Annotated in this window: 28 protein-coding genes; 18 read left to right on the top strand and 10 right to left on the bottom strand. The window is 67.1% G+C overall.

What is annotated here, in order from left to right; all coding sequences use genetic code 11:
* Window positions 1-111: 111 nt before the first annotated feature.
* Window positions 112-315: a hypothetical protein gene (locus tag BMX17_RS00545; RefSeq protein ID WP_092656545.1), complete on the top strand. Its 204-nt coding sequence runs from the start codon at window positions 112-114 to the stop codon at window positions 313-315.
* Here the strand turns inward: BMX17_RS00545 and BMX17_RS00540 are convergent.
* From BMX17_RS00540 to BMX17_RS00530, 3 genes are all read right to left on the bottom strand, one after another.
* Entirely contained in the window at window positions 303-2,336 is a 2,034-nt protein-coding gene (locus BMX17_RS00540) for a PAS domain S-box protein (RefSeq protein WP_170845289.1), read from the bottom strand. The genes BMX17_RS00545 and BMX17_RS00540 overlap by 13 nt on opposite strands.
* Before the next feature lie 174 nt (window positions 2,337-2,510).
* The gene (gene pyrF / locus BMX17_RS00535) at window positions 2,511-3,353 is read right to left on the bottom strand and encodes an orotidine-5'-phosphate decarboxylase (RefSeq protein ID WP_092656541.1); all 843 of its coding nucleotides are present in this window, start codon (window positions 3,351-3,353) and stop codon (window positions 2,511-2,513) included.
* Between the two features lie 49 nt (window positions 3,354-3,402).
* A complete protein-coding gene (locus BMX17_RS00530) occupies window positions 3,403-4,152 on the bottom strand; it encodes an SIMPL domain-containing protein (RefSeq protein WP_092656539.1) in 750 nt (249 codons plus the stop codon).
* A 105-nt stretch (window positions 4,153-4,257) separates the two neighbouring features.
* Here BMX17_RS00530 and BMX17_RS00525 point away from each other — a divergent pair, with 105 nt between their 5' ends.
* Window positions 4,258-4,911, top strand: a complete 654-nt coding sequence (locus tag BMX17_RS00525; protein WP_092656537.1) for an HAD family hydrolase — start codon at window positions 4,258-4,260, stop codon at window positions 4,909-4,911.
* Window position 4,912: 1 nt separating this feature from the next.
* On the opposite strand, the gene BMX17_RS00520 is transcribed toward BMX17_RS00525, so the two are convergent.
* On the bottom strand, window positions 4,913-5,293 hold the full coding sequence (locus BMX17_RS00520) for a DUF7993 family protein (RefSeq protein ID WP_092656535.1): 381 nt from the start codon (window positions 5,291-5,293) through the stop codon (window positions 4,913-4,915).
* Window positions 5,293-5,733 carry a DUF2240 family protein gene (locus BMX17_RS00515; RefSeq protein WP_092656533.1) on the bottom strand — a complete coding sequence of 147 codons (441 nt, stop codon included), beginning with the start codon at window positions 5,731-5,733 and terminating at the stop codon, window positions 5,293-5,295. The genes BMX17_RS00520 and BMX17_RS00515 overlap by 1 nt, the downstream gene beginning before the upstream one ends.
* Before the next feature lie 97 nt (window positions 5,734-5,830).
* On the opposite strand from BMX17_RS00515, the gene BMX17_RS00510 reads away from it, so the two are divergent.
* The 3 genes from BMX17_RS00510 (at window position 5,831) to BMX17_RS00500 (ending at window position 7,935) form a co-directional block, all read left to right on the top strand.
* Window positions 5,831-6,796, top strand: a complete 966-nt coding sequence (locus BMX17_RS00510; RefSeq protein ID WP_092656531.1) for a hypothetical protein — start codon at window positions 5,831-5,833, stop codon at window positions 6,794-6,796.
* Window positions 6,797-6,860: 64 nt separating this feature from the next.
* Window positions 6,861-7,232, top strand: a complete 372-nt coding sequence (locus BMX17_RS00505) for a 30S ribosomal protein S8e (RefSeq protein ID WP_092656528.1) — start codon at window positions 6,861-6,863, stop codon at window positions 7,230-7,232.
* A gap of 88 nt (window positions 7,233-7,320) precedes the next feature.
* Complete coding sequence (locus BMX17_RS00500) at window positions 7,321-7,935, top strand: DUF4382 domain-containing protein (RefSeq protein WP_092656526.1); 615 nt, start codon at window positions 7,321-7,323, stop codon at window positions 7,933-7,935.
* Here BMX17_RS00500 and BMX17_RS00495 read toward each other — a convergent pair whose 3' ends face one another.
* The gene (locus BMX17_RS00495) at window positions 7,936-8,931 is read right to left on the bottom strand and encodes a phosphate uptake regulator PhoU (RefSeq protein ID WP_092656524.1); all 996 of its coding nucleotides are present in this window, start codon (window positions 8,929-8,931) and stop codon (window positions 7,936-7,938) included.
* Window positions 8,932-9,252: 321 nt separating this feature from the next.
* Between BMX17_RS00495 and BMX17_RS00490 the strand changes: the two genes are divergently transcribed.
* From BMX17_RS00490 to phoU (BMX17_RS00465), 6 genes are all read left to right on the top strand, one after another.
* Window positions 9,253-10,317 carry a PstS family phosphate ABC transporter substrate-binding protein gene (locus BMX17_RS00490; protein WP_092656522.1) on the top strand — a complete coding sequence of 355 codons (1,065 nt, stop codon included), beginning with the start codon at window positions 9,253-9,255 and terminating at the stop codon, window positions 10,315-10,317.
* A gap of 93 nt (window positions 10,318-10,410) precedes the next feature.
* On the top strand, window positions 10,411-11,532 hold the full coding sequence (gene pstC, locus BMX17_RS00485; protein WP_092656520.1) for a phosphate ABC transporter permease subunit PstC: 1,122 nt from the start codon (window positions 10,411-10,413) through the stop codon (window positions 11,530-11,532).
* Complete coding sequence (gene pstA, locus BMX17_RS00480) at window positions 11,529-14,198, top strand: phosphate ABC transporter permease PstA (protein WP_092656518.1); 2,670 nt, start codon at window positions 11,529-11,531, stop codon at window positions 14,196-14,198. The genes pstC and pstA overlap by 4 nt, the downstream gene beginning before the upstream one ends.
* A complete protein-coding gene (pstB, locus tag BMX17_RS00475) occupies window positions 14,191-15,150 on the top strand; it encodes a phosphate ABC transporter ATP-binding protein PstB (RefSeq protein ID WP_394327882.1) in 960 nt (319 codons plus the stop codon). The genes pstA and pstB overlap by 8 nt, the downstream gene beginning before the upstream one ends.
* Window positions 15,151-15,154: 4 nt before the next feature.
* Entirely contained in the window at window positions 15,155-15,823 is a 669-nt protein-coding gene (gene phoU / locus BMX17_RS00470) for a phosphate signaling complex protein PhoU (RefSeq protein WP_092656516.1), read from the top strand.
* Window positions 15,824-16,124: 301 nt separating this feature from the next.
* Window positions 16,125-16,811 carry a phosphate signaling complex protein PhoU gene (gene phoU, locus BMX17_RS00465; protein ID WP_092656513.1) on the top strand — a complete coding sequence of 229 codons (687 nt, stop codon included), beginning with the start codon at window positions 16,125-16,127 and terminating at the stop codon, window positions 16,809-16,811.
* A gap of 125 nt (window positions 16,812-16,936) precedes the next feature.
* Here the strand turns inward: phoU (BMX17_RS00465) and radB are convergent, their stop codons facing one another.
* Genes radB through BMX17_RS00450 form a run of 3 tightly spaced genes read right to left on the bottom strand, consistent with a single transcriptional unit; the run spans window position 16,937 to window position 19,002 of the window.
* The gene (gene radB / locus BMX17_RS00460; RefSeq protein ID WP_092656511.1) at window positions 16,937-17,629 is read right to left on the bottom strand and encodes a DNA repair and recombination protein RadB; all 693 of its coding nucleotides are present in this window, start codon (window positions 17,627-17,629) and stop codon (window positions 16,937-16,939) included.
* 58 nt (window positions 17,630-17,687) lie between these two features.
* Window positions 17,688-18,545 (bottom strand): hypothetical protein, encoded by an 858-nt coding sequence (locus BMX17_RS00455; protein WP_092656509.1) that lies wholly within the window; start codon window positions 18,543-18,545, stop codon window positions 17,688-17,690.
* Between the two features lie 49 nt (window positions 18,546-18,594).
* Window positions 18,595-19,002 (bottom strand): hypothetical protein, encoded by a 408-nt coding sequence (locus BMX17_RS00450; protein WP_092656507.1) that lies wholly within the window; start codon window positions 19,000-19,002, stop codon window positions 18,595-18,597.
* 75 nt (window positions 19,003-19,077) lie between these two features.
* Between BMX17_RS00450 and BMX17_RS00445 the strand changes: the two genes are divergently transcribed.
* Window positions 19,078-19,815: a hypothetical protein gene (locus BMX17_RS00445; protein ID WP_092656505.1), complete on the top strand. Its 738-nt coding sequence runs from the start codon at window positions 19,078-19,080 to the stop codon at window positions 19,813-19,815.
* On the opposite strand, the gene larC is transcribed toward BMX17_RS00445, so the two are convergent.
* Window positions 19,812-21,062, bottom strand: a complete 1,251-nt coding sequence (gene larC / locus BMX17_RS00440) for a nickel pincer cofactor biosynthesis protein LarC (protein ID WP_092656503.1) — start codon at window positions 21,060-21,062, stop codon at window positions 19,812-19,814. The genes BMX17_RS00445 and larC overlap by 4 nt on opposite strands.
* A 148-nt stretch (window positions 21,063-21,210) precedes the next feature.
* Here larC and BMX17_RS00435 point away from each other — a divergent pair, with 148 nt between their 5' ends.
* From BMX17_RS00435 to BMX17_RS00415, 6 genes are all read left to right on the top strand, one after another.
* Window positions 21,211-21,462: a hypothetical protein gene (locus BMX17_RS00435; RefSeq protein ID WP_092656501.1), complete on the top strand. Its 252-nt coding sequence runs from the start codon at window positions 21,211-21,213 to the stop codon at window positions 21,460-21,462.
* A gap of 1 nt (window position 21,463) precedes the next feature.
* Window positions 21,464-21,655, top strand: coding sequence for a hypothetical protein (locus tag BMX17_RS00430; protein ID WP_092656499.1), 192 nt, complete (start codon window positions 21,464-21,466; stop codon window positions 21,653-21,655).
* Between the two features lie 26 nt (window positions 21,656-21,681).
* The gene (locus tag BMX17_RS25775; protein WP_170845288.1) at window positions 21,682-21,840 is read left to right on the top strand and encodes a hypothetical protein; all 159 of its coding nucleotides are present in this window, start codon (window positions 21,682-21,684) and stop codon (window positions 21,838-21,840) included.
* Between the two features lie 32 nt (window positions 21,841-21,872).
* A complete protein-coding gene (locus BMX17_RS00425; protein WP_092656497.1) occupies window positions 21,873-23,090 on the top strand; it encodes an MFS transporter in 1,218 nt (405 codons plus the stop codon).
* Window positions 23,091-23,129: 39 nt separating this feature from the next.
* The gene (locus tag BMX17_RS00420) at window positions 23,130-23,783 is read left to right on the top strand and encodes an L-threonylcarbamoyladenylate synthase (RefSeq protein ID WP_092656495.1); all 654 of its coding nucleotides are present in this window, start codon (window positions 23,130-23,132) and stop codon (window positions 23,781-23,783) included.
* Between the two features lie 87 nt (window positions 23,784-23,870).
* On the top strand, window positions 23,871-26,093 hold the full coding sequence (locus tag BMX17_RS00415; protein ID WP_092656493.1) for a CDC48 family AAA ATPase: 2,223 nt from the start codon (window positions 23,871-23,873) through the stop codon (window positions 26,091-26,093).
* Window positions 26,094-26,110: the final 17 nt, after the last annotated feature.

Raw genomic sequence — 26,110 nt, 5'->3', positions numbered from 1 at the left:
TCGATTGGGTCCCCACCCCCGTAAGCCTCTCGACTGCGGCCCTGACTGCCGTCAGCGCGCCCCGCCCGTCCCCGCGCAGGATTCAAACCCGTGGCCGTGCTACCGACTCTCATGAGCGTCTCCGGGAACTGCGAGATCTGTGTCACGGGCGAGGTCCGGCACACCTGCTCGCGCTGTGCCCAGCTGGTCTGTGACGAGCATTTCGACGAGGAGACCGGGCTCTGTGTCGAGTGTCTGTCCGATGTCGGCGGGGGTCGCGGGCGTGAGCGCCAGCCACCGGATGCCCCCGACGGTGTCGACACCTACCGGTTCTGACTGTTTCCGGCCCGTTCCGAACCGGAGTCGGCTCGCGGGAGTTCGACGGTGATCACGCTGCCCGTCGGCGTACCGTCGGCGTAGGTGACGACGCCATCGGACAACCGGACGATGTGATACACCAGCCAGAGCCCGAGGCCACTCCCGTGTGAGAGGGGTTCGATGTCGGCGTCCCCCGTCAGGATCGGCCGCTCGTTCTCCGGAATCCCGGGCCCGTCGTCTTCGACCGTGACCGCAACGCTTCCCTCGCGCCGCTCGACGGTGACCGCGACCGTCGCCGACTCGTCGGCGTGGACGACGCTGTTCTCGACCAGTTCGTACAGTCCACGCTGGAGTTCGTCGATCCCGACGACTGTCACGTCCCCGGGGCAGGTAACCGTGATCCGACTGTCGGGGTATTCCTGCCGGACGCGCGTCGCGACCGACTCGACCGCCGCCGCGAGATCGATCCGCTTGCGACGCGGTTGGGCGGTCAGGAGCGTGACGATCCGCCGTTCCTTCTCGGCGAGGTCCGTGAGTTGCTGGCCCGCGTCGACGATCCGGTCGCCGATCGCCGCCTCGTCGACGCCGGAACGGTCGTCCCCGGCGAGCAGTTCCGCCGAGCCGACGATCACGCCGATCTTGTTTCGGAGGTTGTGACGCAACACCCGGCTGAGCGTCTGCAGGTGGCGCTCCCGATCTTTGAGCGCCGTGATGTCCGTCTGGATGGCGACGAACTTCTCGACGGCTCCGTCCTCGGCAGTCAGCGGGGTGATCGTCTGTCGGGCGACGTACTGTGTCCCGTTGCGTCGCTCGTTGACGATCTCCTCGTCCCACTCCTCGCCGGCCAACAGCGTCTCCCACTGCCGGGCGAAGTAGTCGTCGGACATCTCGCCCGAGTTCAGGATGTCCGGCGTCACGCCGACCGCGTCCGCCGCCGAGTACCCCGTGATCTCCTCGAACGCTGGGTTCACGTACTCGATCGTCCCCTCGGCGTCGGTGATGAACACCGCGTATCCGGCGTGTTCGACGGCGCGTTTGAACTCCCGGAGCGACTGCTCGCGCTCCCTGCGCTCGTGCTCGAACCGGGCCAGCGACCGGCTCATCTCGTTGAACCCGGCTTCGATCTGCTGCCACTCCTCGCCGCCCCGCACGTCGATCTCCGTCCCGTACTCTCGGTTTTCGAGGCGCGTGAGGCCGTCCAGGAGGTGCTCGACCTGGTGGAGGTTCCGCCGGTAGACCCACCAGCCGAACCCGACGATCACGAACACCACTGCCAGGATGCTCCCGGCCTGGAGGTACGTCACCGATCGGATCGTCGACTGGACGGGCCGCTGACTCGACTGGATGCTCACCGTCCAGCCAGTGTCACCGATGGTGGCGTTTCTGACGACGGTGTTAGCACCCGACTGCGGCGGTTCCGAGTACACTACCCTGCCGGACTGTGCGTAGATCGACACCCCGTCATCGGGTCCCAGCGAGGCCGTCACGCTGTCCGCGAACCACGCCTCGGGGACGTGGTACGCGCCGTTGAGCGTCCCCACGACCGTCCCGTTGTGTCGGATGGGAGTGCTGACGGTCACGATGTCGTTGCCCGACTCGGCCGTGACTGGATCACTCAGGTACGTCTCGCCCGCCATCGCTCGCTGGAAGTAGGTCCGGTCGCCGAAGTCCGACCCGATCAGGTCGGCCCGCTCTTCCGGCGTCAGGTCCGACACGATGTTCGTCATCGTCCCGTTGCTGGCGATGACCGACGCCCCGGAGAACCCCGTCTCCTCGACCAGCCGCTGGAGAACCGCCCGCTGTGCGTCGCTCCCGTGACGCGCGACCGCCGGCGTCGTCGCGGTCAACCGGACGGTCTGTCGCCGTCCCGAGAACTCCGAGGCGAGCTCCGAACCGACGTGGACCGCCGTCTGTGTCGTGTCCTCGCGACTCTCCTCGTAGAGTGTCGACTTGTACTCCTGAAACCCGACGAAGATCGCACCCGAGAGAACTGCCATCACGAACAGCAAGACGAGAAAAAATGCATAGCGAGTTTTCATGTGTTTCCCGGGAGGTGACTCTCCTTGTCGATACGCGGGCATATACTCATGGATGTTTGGACGAAATCGGGCGGGGATAGTGCCACACGACAGGTTCACAGACGGCGCGGTCACCGTCGCACTCGGCCGTGCGGTCACAACGGGAGGTGAACAGGTGACTTCGGAGACCGGACCTCAGCGATACTGATTGAGTCGCTGTTTCAACTGCTTGGCGGCCTGGCCGCTGGCCTTGTGGAAGTCCTCGCCCTGGTCCTCACCAGCAAAGATGATCCCACGCGAGGAGTTGACCAGCCCCACGCCGATCCCGGACTGTGTCCGGTCTGCCGACGAGCTCCGCTCGTCCAGCTCGGCCAGCCCGTGTTCGACGGCGGCCTCGGCGTCACTGCCCTGCGCCCCCACGCCGGGCACGAGGAAGGGGAGGTCTGGGACGATTTCACGGATTTCCTCGAGTTCCTCTGGCTGGGTCGCGCCGACGACGAGGCCGACGTTGCCGTTGCGGTTCCAGGTGTCGGCCAGCGCGGCCACGCGCTCGTAGACCGGCTCGCCCGAGGCGAGTTCGAGGTTCTGGATGTCAGCGCCGCCAGGGTTGGAAGTGCGACAGAGCAGGAACACGCCCGAATCGGTGCGTTCGAGAAACGGCTCGAGCGAGTCTCGGCCCATGTAGGGATTGGCGGTGATGGCGTCCGCGCGGTCGAGCAGGTCGGCGTACTGCCGGGCGGTGTTGCCGATGTCGCCCCGTTTGGCGTCCAGCAGGACGGGCACGTCCTTCCCGTGGGCGTAGGCGATGGTCTCTTCTAACGCCGCCCAGCCGTCGGGGTCCTCGTAGAAGGCCGCGTTGGGCTTGTAGCAGGCGGCGTGTTCGTGGGTGGCGTCGATGATCCGGCGGTTGAACGCCCACCGCGGGAGGTCACGATCCAGCAGGTGCTCGGGGAGCCGGTCCATATCGGGGTCGAGGCCGACGGAGACGACGCTGTCGACTGCGTCGATGCGGTCGGCCAGCCGATCGAAGAAGGTCATTACCGGGCGCTGGCCCGGCACTCACTACAAGGTTCCTATTGGAGCCTCCTCAGCTCGACGCGTTGTAGACCACTCGCACGCTCGTCTCGACCGACACGTCGCCGGTCTCGATGGTCGTGACACCGCTTGCCGCCTGCCTGGCAGTGTCTTCGTAGGCGACGGGGCGGTAGTTCGTGTTCGTCGCGTCGATGCGGGCGACGCCGGTCACCGACAGTCCGCCCGCGCTGGCGAGCGTGTCGGCCTGCCCGCGAGCGTTGGCCATCGCGTTCTCGAGCGCCTGATTCCGGAGGTCCTCGCGGGTGTCCTCGGCCAGCGTGAACCGGACCGACTGGACTTCCGCGCCCGCGTCGGCCGCCGCGTCGACCACCGTACCGGCGCGGTCGGTATCGTCGAGCGTCACCTCGAAGGTGTGGACGCCGCGCAGTTCGGGCTCGCTCTCGGCGCGTTCACCCGGTGGGACGCGTCGCGGTGGCTCCTCGATGCTGTAGCCCACGGTCTCGATATCTTCCGTGGCGACGTTGGCGTCCGAAAGTGCGCTCCGCAGGTCACTGGTACCGCTGGCGAGTTGCGAGCGGATCGCGGACGGATCGTCCCCTTCGACCGTCACGGCCAAGCGGAGGACGGCCTGATCGGGCTGGGCGCTAGCCGACCCATCGCCCGCGACGGTGACCGTCTGGCTACTGGTGTCAGCGGTCTGTGCTGGTTGTGTGCCGGTGCCCCCCATCGCGAGGACTGTGCCCGCCGCACCGACCGTCAGGACGACGGTGGCGGCGAGCGCCAGGGCAATCGTCTTTCGCATACACCTGTCCGTTGCACGGACTGGTATGAATACTCGCCGTAGAGTCAAACGCCGGTTTGACTCTTGGGGAACACTCAAACCCGACGGCCCGCTACGAAGGAGCGAATGCCGTCGTTCGACGCCGTCGTGTTCGATCTGGACTACACGCTGGCGGTCACCGACCGCGATCGCCAGGCTTTGCTCGACGACGCGACCGACCGGACCGACACCCACGACATCGAGCGGGCAGACTACCTCGACGCGCACGGCGCGGTCGCGGCGACCGAGACCCGCGCACCCATCTTCGACCGCCTGCTGACCGACGACACTGACCCCGAGGACGTGGCGACGGCCTACCGGCTGGCCGTCGAGGACGCCCTCGTCCCCGTCGTGGGCGTCCCGGACCTGCTCTCGGACCTGCGTGAATCCTACCGCGTCGGCCTGCTGACCGACGGACCACTGGTCGCCCAGCGGGGGAAACTCGGGACGCTCGGCTGGGCCGACCTGTTCGACGCCGTCGTCATCACCGGGTCGCTCCCGACCGGCAAACCCGACGAGCGTGCCTTCGCGGCGATCTGTGACGAACTCGGTGTCGAGCCCGCCGCGACGGTCTACGTCGGCGACCGCCCCGAAGTGGACGTTCAGGGCGCGGCCGCGGCCGGCCTCGCCACTGTACAGGTGCTGTATCCGGATGGGCCCGGGCGACACGCGGCGGCCGACGCCACGGTCGACCGCGCGGATCTGGTCGCGCGACTCCCGGAGATTCTTCGGACTCTCTGATTCAGGACTCGGCTTCGGCGGCCGCCACGAGCACGTCCACGGCCGCTTTCACTGCCGCACCGGACTCGACGAACACGAGCGTCCGCGGTGGCTCGACGGCCTTCGGTCGCACCCGGAGGTCGGCGTCGGCGGCCGCATCGGCCCCGGCGTCCACGCCGGTCCGGAGTTCCAGGTACGCGCGTTCGGGCTGGACGGCCACGTCGGCCACGCGCTCGCCGTCGCGGTCGACACCGTAGGCGACGGCTCCGTCGGCGGTCGGCTCCACGTCCGGGTCGGCGTCGACGACCGCCATGGCGGCCAGCGGTCCGGTCTCTCGGCCCGTGATCTCGGAGGCCAGAAGCTGTGCGATCCGCTTGCCGTCGGTGATCGTTTCCTCGACCATCAGAGTTCACCCAGTGCGCGCTCGGCGGTGTCCCCCACGTCCAGTCCCTCCCGTTTGGCGTAGACGACGGCCGCGGCCTCGACGGTCACGCCCAGATCGGCCTGCAGGGAGTTGATCTCGGCGACGGCCGTCTGCTTCTCGGTGCCGGTCTCCACCAGCGAATCGAGGATGCGCTCGAACGTCGAGCGTTGCTGGAGGATCGACTCGTCGGGGACGAACCCCTCCGGCACCGCGACGCCGTCGGGGTCGAACTCGACTTCGACCTCGCCCGCGTCCCGTGCGACCAGCCCCTCGCCGGCGGCCACGTCGAGCAGGCGCTTGGCCTGGTCGGGCGTGAACCAGTCCCGGTCCAGCGAGAGGGCGACGACGAACTCGCTTTCACCCATCGCGGTCGTGCCCTGCTGGCGGAACGGGGCGGCGACGGCTGTCCGGAGACTCATCGTCACTTCGAGCGGCCGGGACGGTCCTAAACCCATCGGAACCCGTCGGGAGCCGAGGGGGGAAACGCTAATCGGGGTTCCGACACAGCACACCTACATGGATCAGACAGACGACGCGTCGGGCGACGTGACGGGGCTGTCGCTCTCCGAGGCCGCCGACCGAATCGCGGCCCGCGAGGATCGGCCGGACAGGGAGACAGTGCGAACCGTCCTCGCGGAGGTCGCCGTCGACCGTATTGTCTCCGAGGACGGCATCACCGAACTCGAATCCGACACGTCGATGGCCGTCTCGAACGCCGAGGGTCGCGCCGAGTACGCGACCATGCGGGTCGACGAGGTCGAGGCGGCCGCCGCGGACGCGCCCGACCTCGAAACCGTCGCGGCGCGACTGGACGAGTTCGCGGCCCGCGCCGAGTCCGTCGAGTCGCGGGCGCTGGACCTCGCCGACCGCCTCCACGAACTCGTTCACCGACGCGAGTACAGCGAGTCCGTCTACGAGTACGTCCGCGACCTCCGGGACCTCGGTCAGGACGCCGACACCGTCCACGGGGACGCACAGCGACTCGCGACCGACGCCGACGAGTTCGAGCGCTGGCTGGACGGGCACGCGACACGGGTCGCCGAACTGTCCGGCGACGTCAACGCGATCGCGGCCGCGTTCGACGACCTCGAAGCGGCCGCCGACCGCCTCGAAGATCCCGACGTGATCGGCGCGGACGAACCCGACCCCGCCACCCAGTGGTTCGCGGTGACCCAGCGCCAGCGGGTGAACGAACTCGTCGTCGCGGACGCCCGCACCGAACTGGCCGACGTTCGGACCTGGGCCGAACAGGCGGGCGAGGAGACGGCCGACCTCGACGAGATCGCCGACCGGCTCGACGACCTCGAAGTTCGTCGGGAACGGCTCGGCGAGCGACTGGACGATCTGGCACAGCCAGCCTGGCGCGAGCGGTACGGCGAGGCCGTCTCGGCCGTCGAGGACACCCTCGACGAGTTCGAACCGCCCGTCGACTTCGGCGCCGTCCAGGCCGCACTCGAAGAGTACGGCCCCGAACAGCACTGAGGTCCGCCACCGCTCCACGCTGGCGAGTCGAGAGGTTCAAGTGGCCGCCTGCGAATCCTCGGGTATGAAAGACCAGGGACGTTCCCCGCGCAAGCGCACTGGCGGTCGACTGCGACCGAACCACAAGAAGAAAAAACACGAACTCGGCGGCGAACCGACCGAGACGCAGGTCGGCGACGCGAAGCTGAAGTTCGTGGACAAGCGCGGCAACACGAAGAAGATCCGCGCCATCGAGGCCGACACCGCCAGCGTCGCCACCGACGGTGACGTCGTCGCCGCCGAGATCGAGAACGTCGCGGAGAACGACTCCAACCCCAACTACGCGCGACGGAACATCATCACCAAAGGTGCGATCCTCGAGACGAGCGAGGGTCGCGTCCGCGTCACCTCCCGTCCCGGGCAGGACGGCCAGGTCAACGGCGTTCTCGTCGAGTGACCTGAACCGACCGGCACGGATCGTCCACACGTTCTCCGCGACCGACGACGGCCACCGAGTACTTACCGGGTGGTCCCCTCTTCGTCGTATGGATCGACGTCGGTTCCTCGAAACGACGGGCCTCGCTGCGGTCGGAATCGCAGTCGCCGGCTGTAGCGGTGGCGGCGGGACCGAAACCGGGACGCTGGCGACCAGCGTGACCGACCAGCCAAGCGACATCGACGACTTCGAGACGCTGGTGCTCCGGCTCACTGCACTCCGGACGACACGGGCCGACGGCGAAACTGACGCGGACGGCACGGCGACTGCGACCGGCACAGCGTCCGACGAGGACGGCGCGGAACGCACGATCGACATCGAGGACACCGAGGTCGATCTCACCGAGTTGGCCGACGGCGACACGTCGCTGATCGACGAGACGGAACTGGAGACCGGGGAGTACGCCTATCTCAAACTCGTCGTCGGCGAGGTCGTGGACGCGACCCTCACCGACGGCGGCGAGGCCACGGTCCGGACGCCCGGGAACGCACCGCTGAAGTTCAACGCACAGTTCGAGATCCGTGCGAACCAGCGGACGACCTTCCTCGCGGACTTCACCCCCGTGAAACAGGGACGATCCGGTCGATACCTCATCAAACCCGTCGCGGACGGGGTCGAGGTCTCCTACGAAGACGAATCGACGGCGGCGACCACGACGGCCTGATCAGGGTCGCGGCGCGGCTTTCTGCAGTGCGCTCTCGGCGATGTTACCGCCGTAGTCGGCGGTCCGCGAGAGCGAGTCCACCACGAGCCCCAGCACCTGGGCGGTCTGTGAGTCCATCTGGTGGATGAGGTCGTCGATCTCTCGGGCGCTGTCGTCGATGGGGCGGATGCGCGAGCGGGCTTCCGTGGCTAGCCGGGTGGCCTCGTCGGCCTCGTCCTCCAGCAGGGCGTCCATCGCCGTCTCGGGTACCGCCAGCGCCTCCTCGCGGAGTTCGTACAGTCCGTCGCCGATGTCCTCGGGCACGTCGCCGACCTCCAGGGTCAGCCGGGCGATCTTCGAGGCGTGGTCCGCGATCCGCTCCAGTTGGCGGGCGCTGGACTGATAGTCGTAACAGGTCTCCCGCGGGAGCCCGATCTGGGAGGCCGCCGTCGGGTCCCGTAGGACCGAGCGGAACACCCGGGAGATCATGTACCAGAGCCGGTCCACGTCGTCGTCGCGCTCGCGCACGTCGTGTGCGAGGTCGTCGTCGTTCTCCACGAGGGCGTCCACCGCGTCCGACAGCATCGTCAGCGCCACGAGTCGCATACGCGTGATGGCGTTGTGGACGGAGAGTTCCGATGAGTCGAGCAGATCCTGCAGGACGACCCGCTCGCTGGTTTCCTCGATCACTTCCAGCCCGACCAGTCCCTGTGTGGCCTGCCGGATGGTCCGGCGCTGCTGGGCGCTGACCCGGGGGGTCTCGAGTCTGATGATGTCGAACCCGCTGACGTACATCGTCATCACGGCGCGCGTGAGCTGGTCGCCTTCCAGCCCGCTCACGTCGAGGGTCCCCTCCGTGCGTTCCTCGCCCTGCTTCGGTGAGAGCAAGAGGGAATCGCCCTCCGCGTGGAATTCGACGACGCTCCCCGCGCTCACGTCGTTTGCGGTCGCCCAGTCTTTCGGGAGCGACACGGTGTACGTCGATCCGCCGGTGACCTGCACCTTGCGCGTCTCCATACCTGCCTTTCCGACTTCTCCCCAATAAATCAATCCATATCTATATATGATTGGTCGAATAACCCATGTAGCCGCAATGAGTACTTTGTCGGCCCAGGTGGAACGTGTGTCGGCACCGGAACCCCTGGTCTCGCGTGTCACGTTCGGCCGGTCGCGCTACCCCCTCGGTTGTCGGCCGCCTTCGAACGCACGCGTAGAGCGGTTACAGCCGGCGAGTAGCGGCCGGCGGATGAGTAGTAATACGTACTTCTATATAGATAATAGACTCTGGGGTAAAGGTAATAGTAGGGTATTTATTCATCTGTCTATCCGTATTTGGTGATGACGCACGAATCAGACTCTGGCCTTTCGCGCCGGAAGTTCGTGGCCGCAGCGGGAACTGGGATCGCAGGGACGGCCCTCGCCGGTTGTATCGGTGGTGGCGATGAAAGTGGGAGCAGTGGACCGGGCACACTGACGTCGGGTGGGTCCTCGACAGTCTACCCGATCATGAACAACGCGGCGTCTTACTGGCAGGGGAACCGACCCGCCGACGACACCGAGTACTGGCCCCACGGTGAGTACAACATCGACACGGACAAGAACCTGGCTGATTACTGGGCCGGTCTCTACGGGTTCGAGCCGACGGACAACGGCCAGCCGCCGTTCAAGTACACCGTGGGCCTGTCTCACTCCGGGACTGGCGTCGAGAAAGTCAAGAGCGGCCAGTACGACATCGGGAACTCCTCGGGGAACGTCGAGGACGAACTCCCCGACCGTGACTCTTACGAGAAGTTCGTCGACCACGTCGTCGGTGTCGACGGCCAGCCGCTGGTCGTCTCCCAGGAGATCGCCGACGCCGGTCTCGACGGCATCACGGGCGATCAGCTCAAGGACATCTACAAGGGCCGCGTCGACAACTGGCAGGACATCGACAGTAGCCTCCCGGACAAGGATATTCAGGTTCTCGCCCGTGTCAAAGGGTCGGGCACCCGGACGGCCTTCGTCAGCAACACCTTCGGCAATCCCAAGGAAAACACCACGGTCGACAACCGCTTCGGCCAGAACCAGCAACTCGCCTCGGCCGTCGCACAGGCCGACAACGCGATCAGCTACCTCGCCCTCGCGTTCGTGGACACCGCCGGTGTCTCACCCATCTCGCTCGAGTGGGAGGGAACGACGTACAAGTACCAGGACGACCAGAACGGTCTGGACTCGAAAGCGTACCCGCTCTCGCGTGACCTGCACTGCTACACGTGGGACGGCACCTCCAAACAGGAGGCCGCGATCATCAACATGGTCCTGCACGACTTCGGGCAGGACACCTTCGTCGGCCCGAACAACTACTTCAAGCTCGGCGCCCGACGCCAGAAGGAACAGAAGAACAAGCTCCCGTCGCAGTCCTGAAGCCGGTCTGAGTCTTTTCGAGCGGGCCTGTACCGAATCGATAGAATTAGAAATCAGCTACAGAATACAACAGAACACGTGGTGGTACACTGAATGCTCAGCGCAGTCACGACGGACGTACAGAAAGCGATACTCGGTGAGGACCCCTCCGAGGGAGCCCTCCGGACGGTGGGTTCGTCGGTCCTCCTGCTTGTGGCGACGCTCGCTACTATCTTCGCCGCTCCTGGGTTCGCACTTCCGGTACTCGCCGTGTTTCTCGTCGTGACCGCATTCGGGTGGACGACACACCAGGCGGAGATGGCGCGACTACTGACGCTCGTCGCGACGGTTCTAACCGTATTGACGGTGACGTTGATCACGGTCTATCTCTTCGTGAGTGCGGCACCGGCCTTCGCGGCACACGGGCTCGATCTCCTGACGATACCGATCGTGAACGGCGAGCCGCAGTGGTTCCTCTGGCTGGATTTCCTCTTACCGTCCGCGGAGTCGATCTGGAACCCGCGAGCAGGTGTCTACTCACTGATCCCGCTGATCTGGGCGACTGTTATCGTGACCACCATCGCGGGCCTGATCGCCGCTCCACTGGGCGTCATGGGCGCCCTGTTCATCGCCGAGGTCGCGAGTGACCGACTGCGGGAAATCATCAAACCGGGCGTGGAGATCCTCGCTGGCATCCCGTCGATCGTCTACGGGTTCATCGGATTTATCGTACTCAACGGATTCATCCAGAAGTCGTTCCTCGACGACGGGGCGAGCTATCTCATCGCCGGTCTCGTCGTGGGTGTCATGGCGTTACCCACTGTTGTGTCCGTCTCGGAGGACGCGCTGTCGAGCGTCCCGAGTGCGATGGGTGACGGGTCCGCCGCCATGGGCGCGACCAAGTGGCAGACGATGAAGAGCATCTCCGTGCCGGCGGCCTCGTCGGGCATCTCGGCGGGGATCATCCTCGGACTGGGTCGTGCCATCGGGGAGACGATGGCCGTGGCCGCGATCCTCGGGGCCGTCGTCCAGCCGACGGTTCCGCTGTTCGACGTGTTCGACGCGAGTTCGACGTTGACCAGCGCGATCGCGCACAACTACGGCAGCGCCTCCGCCAGCACGGTCGACGTGCTGTTCGTCGCCGGTGTCATGCTGTTCGTCATCGTCGCTGGGATGAGCGTCATCTCACAGTACGTCGAGCGACGCATCAACGAGAAACTGCGGGGCCAGCAATGAGTGAACGTTACGCACGCGAGAACGAACTCGTCAGCGCGGAATCGAACCTCTACGACAAGGCGATGGACGTGGCGATCGCCCTCAGCATCGTCACGTTCGTCGTCGGGATGATCACCTTCGCCGACGCCGTTCCGCTCGGGGCGACCGGGACGGAACTGGTGAACTTCTTCGCCGCCCTTCTTGGCGTCGTCGTCGGCGGGACCGGGATCGTTGCCGTGTTCTCGTACGCGAACGTGATCCCGATCACGTCACAGCGGGTTCGGGGCGTCGCCATGGGCCTGCTCGTCAGTGCTGTCGGCCTGACCCTCGCGGCTTTCGTCCTGCCGGTTTCACTGGCGACGATGCTGGGGCTCGTCATGCTCCTCGAGGCGGGCCTCCTCGTGGCCGCTGGAGTCGTCTCACGCCTCGGACTCGTCGACACGGCCCCGAGCATGACCGCGGGTCTGCTCGCAGGAGTCGTGTTCGGTATCATCGGTGCGCTCGTCGGCGCAGTCATCGTCGGATCTCTCCCCGGTCTGGACGCCGCGGTGCCGGGCGTCCCCGTCTGGCTACTCGGTGCGATCGTGCTCGGAGTCGGTTTCGGCGCGCTGGCCATCGTCCCGCGTGAGGATCTCGGATCGACCCTCCCGGCGGCACTGATCATCGGCCTCCTCGGTGTGACCATCGCGACGGCCGTCATCGGCGTCGGCTGGCAGTGGACACCGGAGAACCTCAGCGGTGGCTTCACCGGCGGCTCGGTCATTCCGGTGTTCGTGTTGTTCGGTTCGTTGCTGGCCAGCTGGTCGGCGGCGAAGTGTCGCGCCGACTTCGGTGCGAGGGGACGACAGTACGGCGCCTTCTTCGTGATCAACCTCAACGCGTTCCTGATGGTCGCGATCATGGCGGCCATCGTGGTCTTCGTCACCGTCAAAGGCGTCGGCTGGGCGTTCCACGACTTCTCTATCGGCGCCCTGTCACTGCTCGTCGTCCTGACGCCGATTCTGGTCCTCACAGCTCAGCACGCCAGAGCTCCGGCGGGGACCGACGAGTGGCACTCGGCCGCCCGCCAGTTCTTCCGCGTCGTTCCGCTCGCGGCTGTCGGGTCTCTCGCCGCCCTGCTGCTGGGTATTATCGTCACCGGCACGACGTTCGAGATTCCCTACCAGTACGCGATCCTGGTCGACCGAAGCACCGTCATGCTCGACACCGCGTTCCGCGTCACCCCATCGCTGACCGTCGGTAATCTGCTGATTATCGTCTCCGGGGCAATCCTGTTCACGTACTTTCTGCGGCGGTACGGCAGTCTCCGAAACGTGGGGACCGAGTACGAGCGTCTCTCGCTCGTCCGGCAGGGCGTCCCGGCGGCCGTCGGCCTCTTGGGACTGTTGAGCCTGGTGTACGTCGTGATCGGGCCCGTCCTCGACAATATCGGGATCGGGCCGGTGCTCGGACTCGGGGTGGCGACCCTGGGTGCCGTCGTGGTCGCCGCGTTCGCGCTCGTCCCGCTGGGTGCGCTCGTGACCGGCGAGGGGACTCTCGCCGAGCGCGCACACGAGAGCGCACAACTACTCAACGTCGGTCTGTTCAGCGGCATCGCGCTGTTGATGGCGGTGATCGTCCTGGAGTGGACAGCCGTCTCGAACCCCCAACTCGGCCCCGTCGCGCCCGTGCCGGTCGTCGCGCTGGTCGCGGCCGTCTCGTCGCTGTGTATCGCCGCGCTCGTCGCACGGGCCAGGCGGTCGACGGACGACACGCTCAGACGCCGGGTCCTCGGTGACGAGGTGACACTCGCGCTCGCAGCCGCGACCGGGTACGTGACCCTCGTCGGACTCCACGTGGCCGCCACGAGCGAATCGACGTTCGCCCTCGGGCCCGTCGAGGTTGGGATCAACGGCTCGCTCTCCTGGCCGACCGTGTTGCAGGGAGCGATTCCGCTGGGACAGGCACCAGGTGGAATCTACCCGGCTATCATCGGGACGATCTGGATCGTGATCGGAGCATCGCTGTTCGCGGTCCCGCTCGGTCTCGGGGCGGCGGTGTTCCTCACCGAGTACGCCGAACAGGGGCGGTTCACCGAACTGGTCGAAATTGCGACCAACGCCCTCTGGAGTACACCCAGCATCGTCTTCGGGCTGTTCGGCGCGGCGTTTCTCATCCCGCGGCTCGGCAACAGCCTGTCGTTGCTGGCCGCGCAGTTGACGCTCTCGTTCATGTTGCTCCCGCTCGTGCTCATCACCAGCCGTGAGGCGATCAAGTCGGTCCCCGACGAATACCGCGACGCCAGCGCCGCACTAGGCGTCGACCGGTGGACGACCATCCGGAGTGTCGTCATCCCGGCGGCGATGCCGGGTGTCGTGACCGGTGTCATCCTCGGTGTCGGCCGCATCGCGGGGGAGACGGCTCCCCTCATCCTCGTCCTCGGGTCGGAGATCGACGCAACGACTGCCGTCGACGTTCTCGGCGGATTCGCGTTTACCACGACGCCACCGTTCATCACGAACGAGGCGCTGCTCGGTAGCTCCGCCGCGCTCCCGACGCAGGTGTGGGGTATCATCACGGCCGGTGTCAGCGGTTCGCCGTCGAAGGGATGGGCCACCGCTTTCATGCTACTGGTGGTCGTTCTGTCGTTCTACGCGGTCGGGATCACCGCTCGAACCTACTTCAGGAGGAAGATCAACTATGAATAATCAGATCGGCGATACGGACACGGACACAGACGTCAGCACCGACACGAGTACCGACAGCGAACTGGGGACGACCGCCGGGGTCGAAACCTCGACGACCACGACGGCCGGCGAGAGCGAGGAGCAGGTCCGCGACGAGTGGACCGACTATCGGTTCGACGCTCCGGCGAAACTCTCTGTCGAGGACCTCGATGTCTGGTACGGTGACGACCACGCGCTCAAGGATGTCTCGATGGAGATTCCCGAGGAGAGCGTCACCGCCCTCATCGGTCCGTCCGGCTGTGGGAAGTCAACCTATCTCCGGTGTCTCAACCGGATGAACGACCGGATCAAGGCCGCCCGGATCGAGGGCTCGGTCGAACTCGACGGGATGGAGATCTACGATCCCAACACGAACCTCGTGGAACTCCGCAAGCGCATCGGGATGGTGTTCCAGTCGCCAAATCCCTTCCCGAAGTCCATCCGGGACAACATCTCTTACGGCCCGCGAAAACACGGCGACATCAACAAGGGACTGCTGGCCCGGCTGTTCGGCCGCGACGACTCCGAGAAGGAGGCCGAACTCGTCGAGCGGTCGCTCAGGCAAGCCGCGCTCTGGGACGAAGTCAACGATCGGCTCGACGACAACGCACTCGGCCTCTCCGGCGGGCAACAACAGCGTCTCTGTATCGCTCGCTGTCTCGCCGTCGACCCCGAAGTCATCCTGATGGACGAGCCCGCCTCGGCACTGGACCCGATCGCGACCTCGAAGATCGAGGATCTGGTCACCGAACTGGCCGAGGACTACACCGTCGTCATCGTCACGCACAATATGCAACAGGCGGCCCGCATCTCCGACCAGACCGCCGTCTTCCTCACCGGCGGGGAACTTGTCGAGTACGACGACACCGACAAGATCTTCGAGAACCCCGAGAGCCAGCGCGTCGAGGACTACATCACCGGCAAGTTTGGGTGAGTAGATGGCCCGCGACGAGTTCCAGCGCGAACTCGACGCGCTCAGGGACGAGATTCTCCGACTCGGCGAAGTCGTCTCGACCCGCCTCCGGAAATCCATCACCGCTCTCGACAGCCACGACGTGTCCGTCGCCGCCCGCATCGCTGACGGCGACTCCGAGATCAACGAACTCTATCTCGATCTGGAACAGGACTGTATCGACCTCTTCGCGCTCCAGCAGCCCGTCGCCGGCGATCTCCGTTTCGTCGCGGCCTCGTTCAAGATCCTCACCGACCTCGAACGGATCGCCGACCTCGCCGCGAACCTCGCGGCGTACGTCGTCTCCGCCGAAGACGAGACGTTCCCCGATCTGGGCATCACCGACCTCGCGACGACCGCCGTCTCTATGCTCGACGACGCGCTGGCCGCCTACGAGGACGGCGACCCGACACGCTGTCGGGCGATCGCCGACAGCGACGACGACCTCGACGGCCGCTGTGAGCGGGTCGCCCAGCAGGTGATTCGCCACCTCGTCGACCGTGACCCCGACGCCGACGAACTCGAACCCCTCCTTACCGAGGTCACGCGCGTCCTCCTGACGATCCGCGACATCGAGCGCATCGGCGACCACGCCGTCAACATCGCCGCCCGAACCCTCTACATGACCGAAAACGACGACGCGCTGATCTACTAAATTTTCACTTCGTCGGGTCGCCTCCGGCGACCGCTCTCTGCTCACGGGTGGCGAAGCCCCCCGTTCGCACGGTATGAGGGACCTTCGGTCCCTCACTACTCGCAAAAATTTAGTATAAAAATACCACGGACGTTCGGCTCCGCCTCGCGTCCGGCGAACCGGCGGCCGTCGGCCGCCGGATGCTGGCTGTCGACCGCCCACTACGTTTCCAGTACCCCGCGACCGTCCTGTCCTATTGTCGACTATTGAGAGTATATAGGTGAACGAAAGGCACTTTTGTGCAGACAGTCACGGGCCCAATATGCCGCGTGATGACTATCAGCAGCAGTTGGCGGACCTCGAAGACGACGTCCTCTACATGAGCGAGGTCGTCCTCGAACGGTTCCGAATGGGACTGGACGCCCTCGAACGGAAAGACGCGGACCTCGCTCGCGAGGTCATCGAGGGCGACCACGAGATCAACGAACTCTATCTGGATCTGGAGCAGGACTGTATCGACCTCTTTGCACTGCAACAACCCGTCGCCGGCGACCTGCGCTTTATCGCCGCCTCGTTCAAGATCATCACCGACCTCGAACGGATCGGCGACCTCGCCACGAACCTCGGCGAGTACGCGCTGGAGGCCGAACGCGACGTGTTCCCCGACGTCGACATCCAGTCCATCGGCGACGAGACGCTGGACATGGTCGAGGACGCCATGCTGGCCTACGCAGAACAGGACCCCGAAGACTGCTTCGAGATCGCCGAGCGCGACGACGACATCGACGCCCACTGTGAGGCCGCCTCCGAGACCGTCGTCCGCGACCTCATCGAGACCCAACTCGACGAACGCGACGGCATCCAGGAAGACGACATCGAGACGTTCATGACCGAGGTCTCGCGGCTCCTGTTGACCATCCGGGACCTCGAACGCGTCGGCGACCACGCCGTCAACATCGCCGCCCGCACCCTGTACATGGTCGAGAACGACGACGACCTCATCTACTGAACCCACTTTTTACGTCGGGGGGTGCGCGGAGCGCACCCCCCATCGCAAAAACTTGGGGAAAAACACGGGATACCCGCGAGCGACCATCGGGAGCGAGAGGGTGCTCGTGCTCTTCCGTACGACCGCTAGGGCACGTCTTCGACGCTCTGCAGTCCCTCGCCGGTGATCTTGAACTGGATCGTCTCGCCCGCGGGTTTGGCCTGATGCTTTTCGAGGGTCGCCCGTCGGTTCCCGCCCCGGAACCGCTCCAGTCGGAGGACGACGCCCGACCAGTGGGTCAGTGTGTGCCCGCCCAGCGGCCGCGCGCGGTCGCTGTCCGGATCGGTGAACACCTGGTTGGTGATCACGACCGCCAGATCGTGTTTGCGGGCCAGCGAGAGCAGGTGGGTCACCTGCTGGGCCACCGTCCGGAGGGCGTCGCCGGCTTCCTCGTCCTCGGTCCGGCGGATGCGATAAAAGCCCGTCGCCGAGTCCAGCACGATCAACTCCACCTGCTCGGCGAACTCCTCGGCGTCCTGGACCGCCTCGCCCTGCTCGTCGAAGTCCAGCACGTCCGAGACGATGATCCGCGAAGCCAGGTCCTCGACGTCTTCGGTGCGGGCGCTGGCGAGCTGTTCGAGCCGGTCGACGGAGATGCCCTCGGTGTCGATGAAGAGCGCGGAATCGCCGCGGGCGGCCGTCTCGACGGCCGCCGAGAGTGCGAGGTTGGTCTTGCCGGCGGCTGGCGGGCCGTACAACTGTGTGACGACGCCGCGCTCGAACCCGCCGCCAAGCAACTCGTCGACGCCCTCGCAACCGGTGGGAATCGGCTCGCTCACGACCGGGGATTGTGCGGCACCGCTCAAAAACGCTCCCACTCGCCGCTCGCGTGCTCGTTCAGCGTGTCCGCGGGAGGTGATCGTCGAGCGCGTCGATCAGCTCGTCTTCGTCGTCGATCTCCTCGCGCCAGCAGCGGAAGGCGGGCCGCGGTCCGGATCGTCGGAGGACGATCGCGTCGTCGGTCACCGAGAACGACTCGAAACTGTCCCACTCGTAGAGCCGCCGGTGAACGTAGTTGGTCCGCTCGATCCCGACGGGGGCGAGCCGGTAGCCGCGAGGCTGGCCCCAGCCCATGAGCGCACCACCCGGGACGAACGCCACCGCGCCGAGCCACTCGTACGCGCCGAGGCCGACGAACTCGCCGCCGAACAGCAGCACCATCCCACCGAGATAGAGAGTCATGGCCCCGACCTGCAGCCGGGTCCGGAGCGGCTGGGGCCAGCCGGCTTCCCACTCCGCGCGGACCGCGTCCCCGTCGACGACGGCCTTCGCGTATCTGGTCCGACTCATCGCGACGATGGCCAGTCCGACGACGATGGCCAGTCCCGAGAAGACGACGCCGGCCCACAGCGTGCCGCTCCCGCTCGACGGGTCGATACCGACCGCCGCGGCTCCGTAGCCGACTGCACCGAGCACCGCACCGACGCCGAGCCCCCGCGCCAGCGGCGACGCACCGAGTCGCTCGGCGACGCCGTACATCCGGCCGACGCCGACCGTGGCCGCGACCGTGATTGCCGTCAGCGTCACCAGCAGACCGAGGTACAGCCCGGCCGCGTCGAGCGGGTACACCGCTGTCGCGGCGAACACGACCGCCGGCGCGACCAGCAGGGCGACGTACAGGCCAGCGACGAACGCAAAGACCGTGTCCGGCCGGTCCGGGGACTGGAGGGCGGGCTGACGGACCGTCTCGTGCATATCCGTTCGTTCGGCTGACACGGGCAAATCCTTTGGGGGTGCGGGCAGGCTACGCGGCCGACAGGTGGTCGGCGACGACCTCGCGCACGTGGTCGGGCTCGTCCACGTCGGTCAGCGAGAACCGGACTGCGGGCCGCCAGCCGGCGCGATGCAGGATCATCGTCTCGTCGCTGGCCTCGTACCCCTCGAAGTCGTCCCAGTCGTACGTGCGAGTCCAGACTCGGCCGCTGCGCCGGACGCCCGCTTCGGAGAGGCGGTAGCTGTCGCGGTGGCCGACGAGCCAGCTCCCGAGCAACCAGACGCCGCCGACGAAGATGAGGTTCGTGAGTCCCGGCACGTCGACGACGAACGGGCCGAGCGTCCCGACGAGCGTCGCCAGCAGTGCCGGAATCCCGGTCAGGATCGTCACGCGGCGGCGCAGGGCGTCGGGCGGCCCGGCCTCGAACTCCACGTCCATGCCCGGGGATTCGGACCTCGCCCCAAATCGGTTCCGGTTGGATGGGACTAAGACGCCAGCGTCCCAACTCGGGGTGTGATCGTCGTCGCGACCGCGGACTTCGAGGTGTACCACGGCGTGGTCAACGAGCTCCGCGACCGCGGCGTCCCCTTCACGACAGTGGAGCCCCACGAGACTCTCCCAGACCGCGCGTCGGTCGTCGTTACCGGGCCGGAGGGAGACCCCGACGTGACCGTGCCGGTGGTCACCGCCGACCCGAACGACCCACGGCGGGCCGTCGAGGACGTGCTGGCGGTCCTGCGCGGCGGCGACGGGCGCACCGTGATCGGGATCGACCCCGGTGACCGGCCCGGCATCGCGGTCACGGTCGGGGACAGCGTGGTCGCCGCCTTTCACGTCCCGGCCGCACAGACCGCCGACGTGGTGGCCGACGAGTGCGAAGATGCCGCCGATCCGCTGGTCCGGATCGGCGACGGAGCGCGCACGACCGGCGCACGGATCATCGACGACCTGCCCGACGTGCAGATCGAACTCGTCGACGAGACGGGGACGACGCCGTATCTGGGCACCGGTGCGCGCGGGATGGGCGACGTGCTCGCAGCGGTCAACATCGCCCGGATCGAGGGCGAGGAAGTCGAAAGCCGGGACATCGAGCCCACGGCCGGCGAGATCCAGCGGATCAAGGACCGCTCCCGCGAACAGTCCGAGACCAACCGCGCCATCGACGAGGAACTGGCTCGCCGGGTCGCGGTAGGAGAATTGACCATCAGGGAGGCGCTGGCCGAACATCGCGACGGCGACGGAGACACCTAACTTTCTCCGTCCCCGTCCCGGACGACCGCTTCAGCCCGCTGCATCACTTCACGGACGGGCAGGCCGGTCGCGCGCGCGACCGCCAGCGCGTCGTCGTACTCGGCACTTAGATCGTAGACCGCGCCATCGGTATCGCTGGCCCGCTTCACGTCCACATCGTACTCGCTCCCGTCGACGGTGAGCGTCGCGGTCTCGACCTCCCGCGAGGCGACCCAGCGGTGGCCCGCACCGTGTTCCCGAACACCGAGCGTCCCCGTCTCCTCGGCCAGTCTGCGGGCGACCCTGTCGGCGTCCTCGGGCTTCGCGATCACCTTCACGAGGTGACCCGGCCGGGACTTCTTCATCGTGAGCGGGACGATGGACACGTCCCGCGCGCCCGCGTCGGCGAGGCGCTCCTGCAGGCCGCCGAGAACTTCGGGCGGTGCGTCGTCGAGGTTCGTCTCCAGCACGGTGATCTCGTCGCGCTGGAGGCCGCCCGTGCCGTCTCCGAGGACCGCCCGGAGGACGTTGGGGTAGTCGTCGAAGTCGTAGCCGCCCGCGCCGTAGCCCGAGGTGTCGACCCGGAGCGAGGGGAGTCGCTCGACCCCATCAGCGACGTGGGCGAGGATCGCCGCGCCGGTCGGGGTCAGGAGTTCCGCGTCGACCGGGCCGCCACGGAGCGCCCAGTCGGCGCGTTCGGCAATCTCGACGACGGCAGGCGTCGGGACCGGGTAGGTCCCGTGGCTCATCGACACCTCGCCGCCCCCGGTCGACAGTGGCGTCGTCACGATCCGGTCGACGCCGAGGTCGTCGAGCAACAGGCAAGCCCCGACCACGTCGGCGATGGCGTCGTCGGCCCCGACCTCGTGGAAGTGGGTGTCCTCGATGTCCGTGCCGTGGACGGCGGCCTCGGCTTCCCCCAGAATCTCGAAGATCGCCAGTGCGTCGGCCGCGACGCGGGCAGGCAGGTCCATCCCGTCGACGATCTCGACGACGTCCGCGTACGTGCGGTGTGGCCCGTGGCCCTCCGCGTGGGTGTGATCGTGGCTGTGGTCGTGATCGTCAGTCTCGTCGTCGGCCATCAGCACGTCGACCGCGGTCGCGCTGATGCCGGTCTTCTCGACGGTCCGGACCGCGTAGGTCACGTCGAGAGCCGTGGCGTCCTCGACGGGCGCGAGGGCGTCGCGGTCGGCACCGGCCGCGAGCAGTGCCCCCAGCAGCATATCGCCGCTGGCCCCCATCCGGCCGTCGAACGCGAGTGTTCGCATACCCGTGCAACGGTCGCGGCCCCGGAAAACCGTTCGGTCCCGCAGTCGGCGACGGACTCGGGCAGGCCCCGGTATCCCACCCCCTCGTAGGCACCCGGCAATATCGGGGGTCAGTCTTACCCCTCCCAGAACCGGATGAGTGATTGTCGTGTCGCCACTGATCCCGACCGACCCGACGCTCGTGGTCCCCTCGCTCGACCGGTCCAACGCCACGACGCCAGTCGTGTTGCTCGGGTACGTCCTCGTGACGCTCCTGTTGCTCGCCCGCGGGGTGAAACGGAGCTGGCTGCGTGGTCGAGACCCGGACGTACACGCAGACCACGACGACGAGGCCGACGCCGACGGGAATCCGGAGCCGGACGACTCGCTCACCGAGAGCCGGGAGGGCGCATCGCCGTAGCATGGTCGCGCTACTGGCGACCCTGCTTTTTATCCCCGAGGCTCCCAACGGCCCGAGTCCGGTCGTGCCACTCCTGCTGCTCGCGTTTGTGATCTGCTACGCGTTCTTCTGTGGCGGTGCCGTGTCGTGGGTCCGGTCGAATCTCCTCCACATCCCCGACGCGGGTGAGGACCAGTCCGCCGAAAAAGATTGACAACGGGACCGCCGGGACTGGACGGTATGGTACCCGTCGGCCCCGTGCTGTTCAGGCCCCCCGAACCGGCCGGCCCGGAGTTCCATCCGCTGCTCCTGTTCGCACTTGGCCTCGTGATCGGCTACCTGTTCGGTCGCACCGACTGGCCCCGGTGGCGCGGCTGGCTCCCCGGAGAGGAACCGTAACCCCGTAGACCCGGGCTCCCCAACTCCCGCCGATGACGGAGTCGTCGGGCACGCGGGCGACGCTGTGGATCGTCGTCGCCGCGGCCACGCTGACCGTGATGGCCGGCGCAATTTTGGGCCCCGTCGTCCCGGCCATTCAGGACGGACTGGGCGTCTCCGAGTCGGCGGCCGGCCTCATCATCACGACCCACGGCGCGTTGATCGTCCTCGTGAGTCCCATCGCGGGATCGATCATCGACCGGGTGGGCCCGCGCCGCCCGTTCGTCGCCGGCCTCCTGCTGTACGCCGTCGGCGGGAGCGCGGGGCTGGTGATCGACGCGTTCGGCCCGCTCCTGCTCTCCCGGGCGGTGCTTGGCGTCGGCACCGCCTTCGTCTACACGGGGATCACCGTGCTGATCTACGAGCGCTTCGAGGGCCAGCGGATGGATCGGGCGCTGGGCCTGCGCAGTGGGGCCAACAGTGCCGGCGCGGCCGTCTGGCCGCTGGTCGGTGGCGCGCTGGGCACCGTCTCCTGGCAACTCCCCTTCGGCGTCTACCTGATCGCGCTCCCGCTCGGCCTGCTGGCGGTGGCGCTGATCCCCGAGTACGGCCCAGCCGGGGCGGCCGCCGATGGGAGCGGTGACGGGGGTTCCGACCCGGAGAGTGGGGGCACACCTGCGGCCGGAGTGGCCGGTGTCCTCGCCGTCGTTCGACGACGCCCCGCACTGCTGGCGGTGTACCTGCTGTACTTCGGGGCGAACGCACTCCTGTACAGCATCGTCGTGTTCTACCCGCAGTTGCTCGCGGGGATCGGGACCACGTCCTCGCTGTCGATCAGTCTGTACCTGGCCGCCAACGGCGCGGCCGGCGGCGTCTCGGCCGCGCTGTACGGCCGGCTCGTCCAGCGGGTGCGCCGGCACGTCCTCGTGGTCGCGGCCTTCGCCCTGTGGCTCGGTGCGTTCGCGACGGCGACGGTCGCCGACTCGCCGCTCGCGGCCGTCCCGCCCGTCGTCGGGTTCGGCCTCGGGCTGGGGCTGGTCTTTCCCTCGGCGTTTTCCTGGGTCGAGGCGCTCGCGCCCGCCGACCGGCAGGGGCAGTTCAGTTCCTACCTCGCCTCTGCGGGCTACGTCGGGCAGTTCCTCGCTCCCGTCCTGTTCGGGCCGCTCGTCCCTGTCTTCGGCGTCCGTGGCGTGTTCGGGGCCGCGGCCGTCGCCGCCGGCGGTGGCGTGCTGGCGCTGGGCGCGGGGCTCGCCACTCGCCGGACTGCCTGAACCGGTAGCTTTCTCCTTCCGGCTCGACGACACGACGGTATGGACGCGCCGGTGCTTGAGCCGACGAGCGGGAACCTGCGGCGGGCCGCCGACTGCATCGCCGACGGCGGGGTCGTCGTGGCTCCCTCGGACACGAACCTCGCGCTCACCGTCGATCCCTGGCAGGACGAGCCAATCGAGCGCGTCTACGAGATGACCGACCGACCGCCCGAGAAACCGCTGACCATGTTCGTGCGCGACCCGGAGACGTGGCGGACGTACGGCACCCACGAGAACCCGGAGCTGGCCGAGCGGTTCGTCGAGGCGTTCTGGCCGGGGCCGCTCAACCTCGTCCTGCGGGCGACCGACGCGGTGCCCCACGAGCGGGTCCGAAAAGACGGGACCGTGGCCATCGGTTGTCTCTCCAACCCAACCTGGCGGGAACTGGCGAGTCACCTCGACCGCCCGGTCGCGATGACCTCGGCGAACAGAGCGGGCGAGGCCGACGACCGACTGGTCGATCTGGCGTTCGCGCGCGAGCAGGTCGGCGCGAACGTCGACTACCTGATCGAGGGCGGCCCCCGGGGGACCACCGAGTCGAGTACGATCCTGGATCTCTCGGGCGAGCCGTCGGTTCTCAGGCACGGGGACGTGACTGTGGCTGACCTGAACCGGGTCGCGGACGTGATTTCGGATGGGGGCGGCGAGCGGTAACCGACCGGCAAGGACACGGCGAGTGGACCACCGGTAGCAAAAAGCATATCTCCCGGCGTACCCGAGTGTGCTACATCCCCACAGAGTATGAATGAAGTTCAACTAGAGGTGGCGAAGGCGTACCCGAACGACTCGGGACGCGGTATCGCCCGCCTCGACCCCGACACGCTGTTGCATCTCAAGCTCTCGCCGGGTGACATCATCGAGATCGAAGGGAGCGACACCACCGCCGCGAAGGTCTGGCGCGCGGACCGACAGGACTGGAACACCGACACCGTCCGAATCGACGGGTTCACGCGCCAGAACGCCGACGTGGGCATCGGCGAGCGCGTCACCATCCGCAAAGCCGAGGCCGAAAAAGCCGACGAACTCGTACTGGCACCGCCGGAAGAGGCGTCCGTGCAGTTCGGCTCCGACGCCGCCGGTATGGTCAAACGCCAGATCCTCAAGCGGCCGGTCGTCGAGCGCGACATCGTGCCCGTGATGAGCAGCACGAACCATCCGTTCATGCGCTCGCCGGGCCAGGCGATCCCGCTGATCGCCGTCGAGACCGAGCCCGAAGGGGTCGTCCTCATCACCGAGGACACCGACGTGGAACTCCGCGAAGAGCCCATCAGCGGCTTCGAGAAGACCGGTGGTGGCATCACCTACGAGGACATCGGCGGCCTGCAAAACGAGATCCAGCGGGTCCGGGAGATGGTCGAACTCCCGATGAAACACCCCCAGATCTTCAAGAAACTGGGGATCGAGCCCCCACAGGGCGTCCTGCTCCACGGGCCACCCGGGACCGGGAAGACTCTGCTCGCGAAGGCGGTGGCCAACGAGACCTCCGCGAGTTTCTTCTCCATCGCCGGCCCGGAGATCATCTCGAAGTACTACGGTGAGTCCGAACAGCAGTTACGCGAGATCTTCGAGGACGCCAGCGAGGAAGCGCCCTCGATCATCTTCATCGACGAACTCGACTCCATCGCGCCCAAACGCGAGGACGTGACCGGCGAGGTCGAGCGCCGGGTCGTCGCCCAGTTGCTGACGATGATGGACGGCCTCGAAAGTCGGGGTCAGGTCATCGTCATCGCGGCGACGAACCGCGTCGACTCCGTCGACCCCGCCCTGCGCCGGCCGGGCCGGTTCGACCGCGAGATCGAGATCGGCGTCCCCGACGAGGTGGGTCGCGAGGAGATCCTCCAGATCCACACCCGCGGGATGCCCCTGAGCGACGACGTGAACCTCTCGAAGCTCGCCGAGGAGACCCACGGCTTCGTCGGCGCGGACATCGAGAGCCTGACCAAGGAGTCCGCGATGAAGGCCCTGCGCCGCTACCTCCCGGAGATCGACCTGGACGAGGAGGACATCCCGCCGAGCCTGATCGACCGGATGATCATCAAGCGCGACGACTTCAAGGGCGCGCTCAACGAGGTCTCGCCGTCGGCGATGCGGGAGGTCCTCGTGGAACTCCCCAAGATCAACTGGGACCACGTCGGCGGCCTCGAAGACGCCAAAGAGCAGGTGCAAGAATCCGTCGAGTGGCCGATGAACCAGCCCGAGAAGTTCGAGCGCATGGGCGTGACCCCGCCCTCGGGCGTGTTGCTGTACGGCCCGCCCGGCACCGGGAAGACGCTGATGGCGAAGGCGGTGGCCAACGAGACCGACGCCAACTTCATCAGCGTGCGCGGGCCCCAGTTGCTCAGCAAGTGGGTCGGGGAATCGGAGAAGGCGATCCGGCAGACCTTCCGGAAGGCCCGGCAGGTCGCGCCGACGATCATCTTCTTCGACGAACTCGACTCGCTGGCTCCCGCCCGAGGCGGCGAGGTCGGCTCGAACGTCTCCGAGCGCGTCGTCAACCAGCTCCTGACGGAACTCGACGGGCTCGAGGAGATGGAGGACGTGATGGTCATCGGCGCGACCAACCGCCCGGACATGATCGACCCGGCCCTGATCCGGTCGGGGCGGTTCGACCGGCTCACCTACATCGGCGAGCCCGACCTGGAGGGCCGCGAGCAGATCCTCCGCATCCACACGCAGGACACGCCGCTCTCGGCGGACGTGAGCCTGCGGGAAATCGCCGAGATCTCCGAGGGCTACGTCGGGTCCGACCTGGAGAGCATCTGCCGCGAGGCGGCCATCGAGGCCCTGCGCGAGGACGACGACGCCGAGGTCGTCGAGATGCGTCACTTCCGGCAGGCGATGGAGGGCGTCCGGCCGACCGTCGACGAGGACATCCGCGACTACTTCCAGCAGATGGAAGACGAGTTCAAAGGCGGCGGTGGCCAGGCACAGCGTAGCGGTGGCGGCCGCATCGGCTTCCAGTAACGACTCGACGACCGACC

This window comes from Halorientalis persicus, assembly GCF_900110215.1.
GTDB classification, from domain to species: domain Archaea; phylum Halobacteriota; class Halobacteria; order Halobacteriales; family Haloarculaceae; genus Halorientalis; species Halorientalis persica.
The sequence above is the reverse complement of the archived record's forward strand: the minus strand, read 5'-3'. Positions and strand labels throughout refer to the sequence as shown.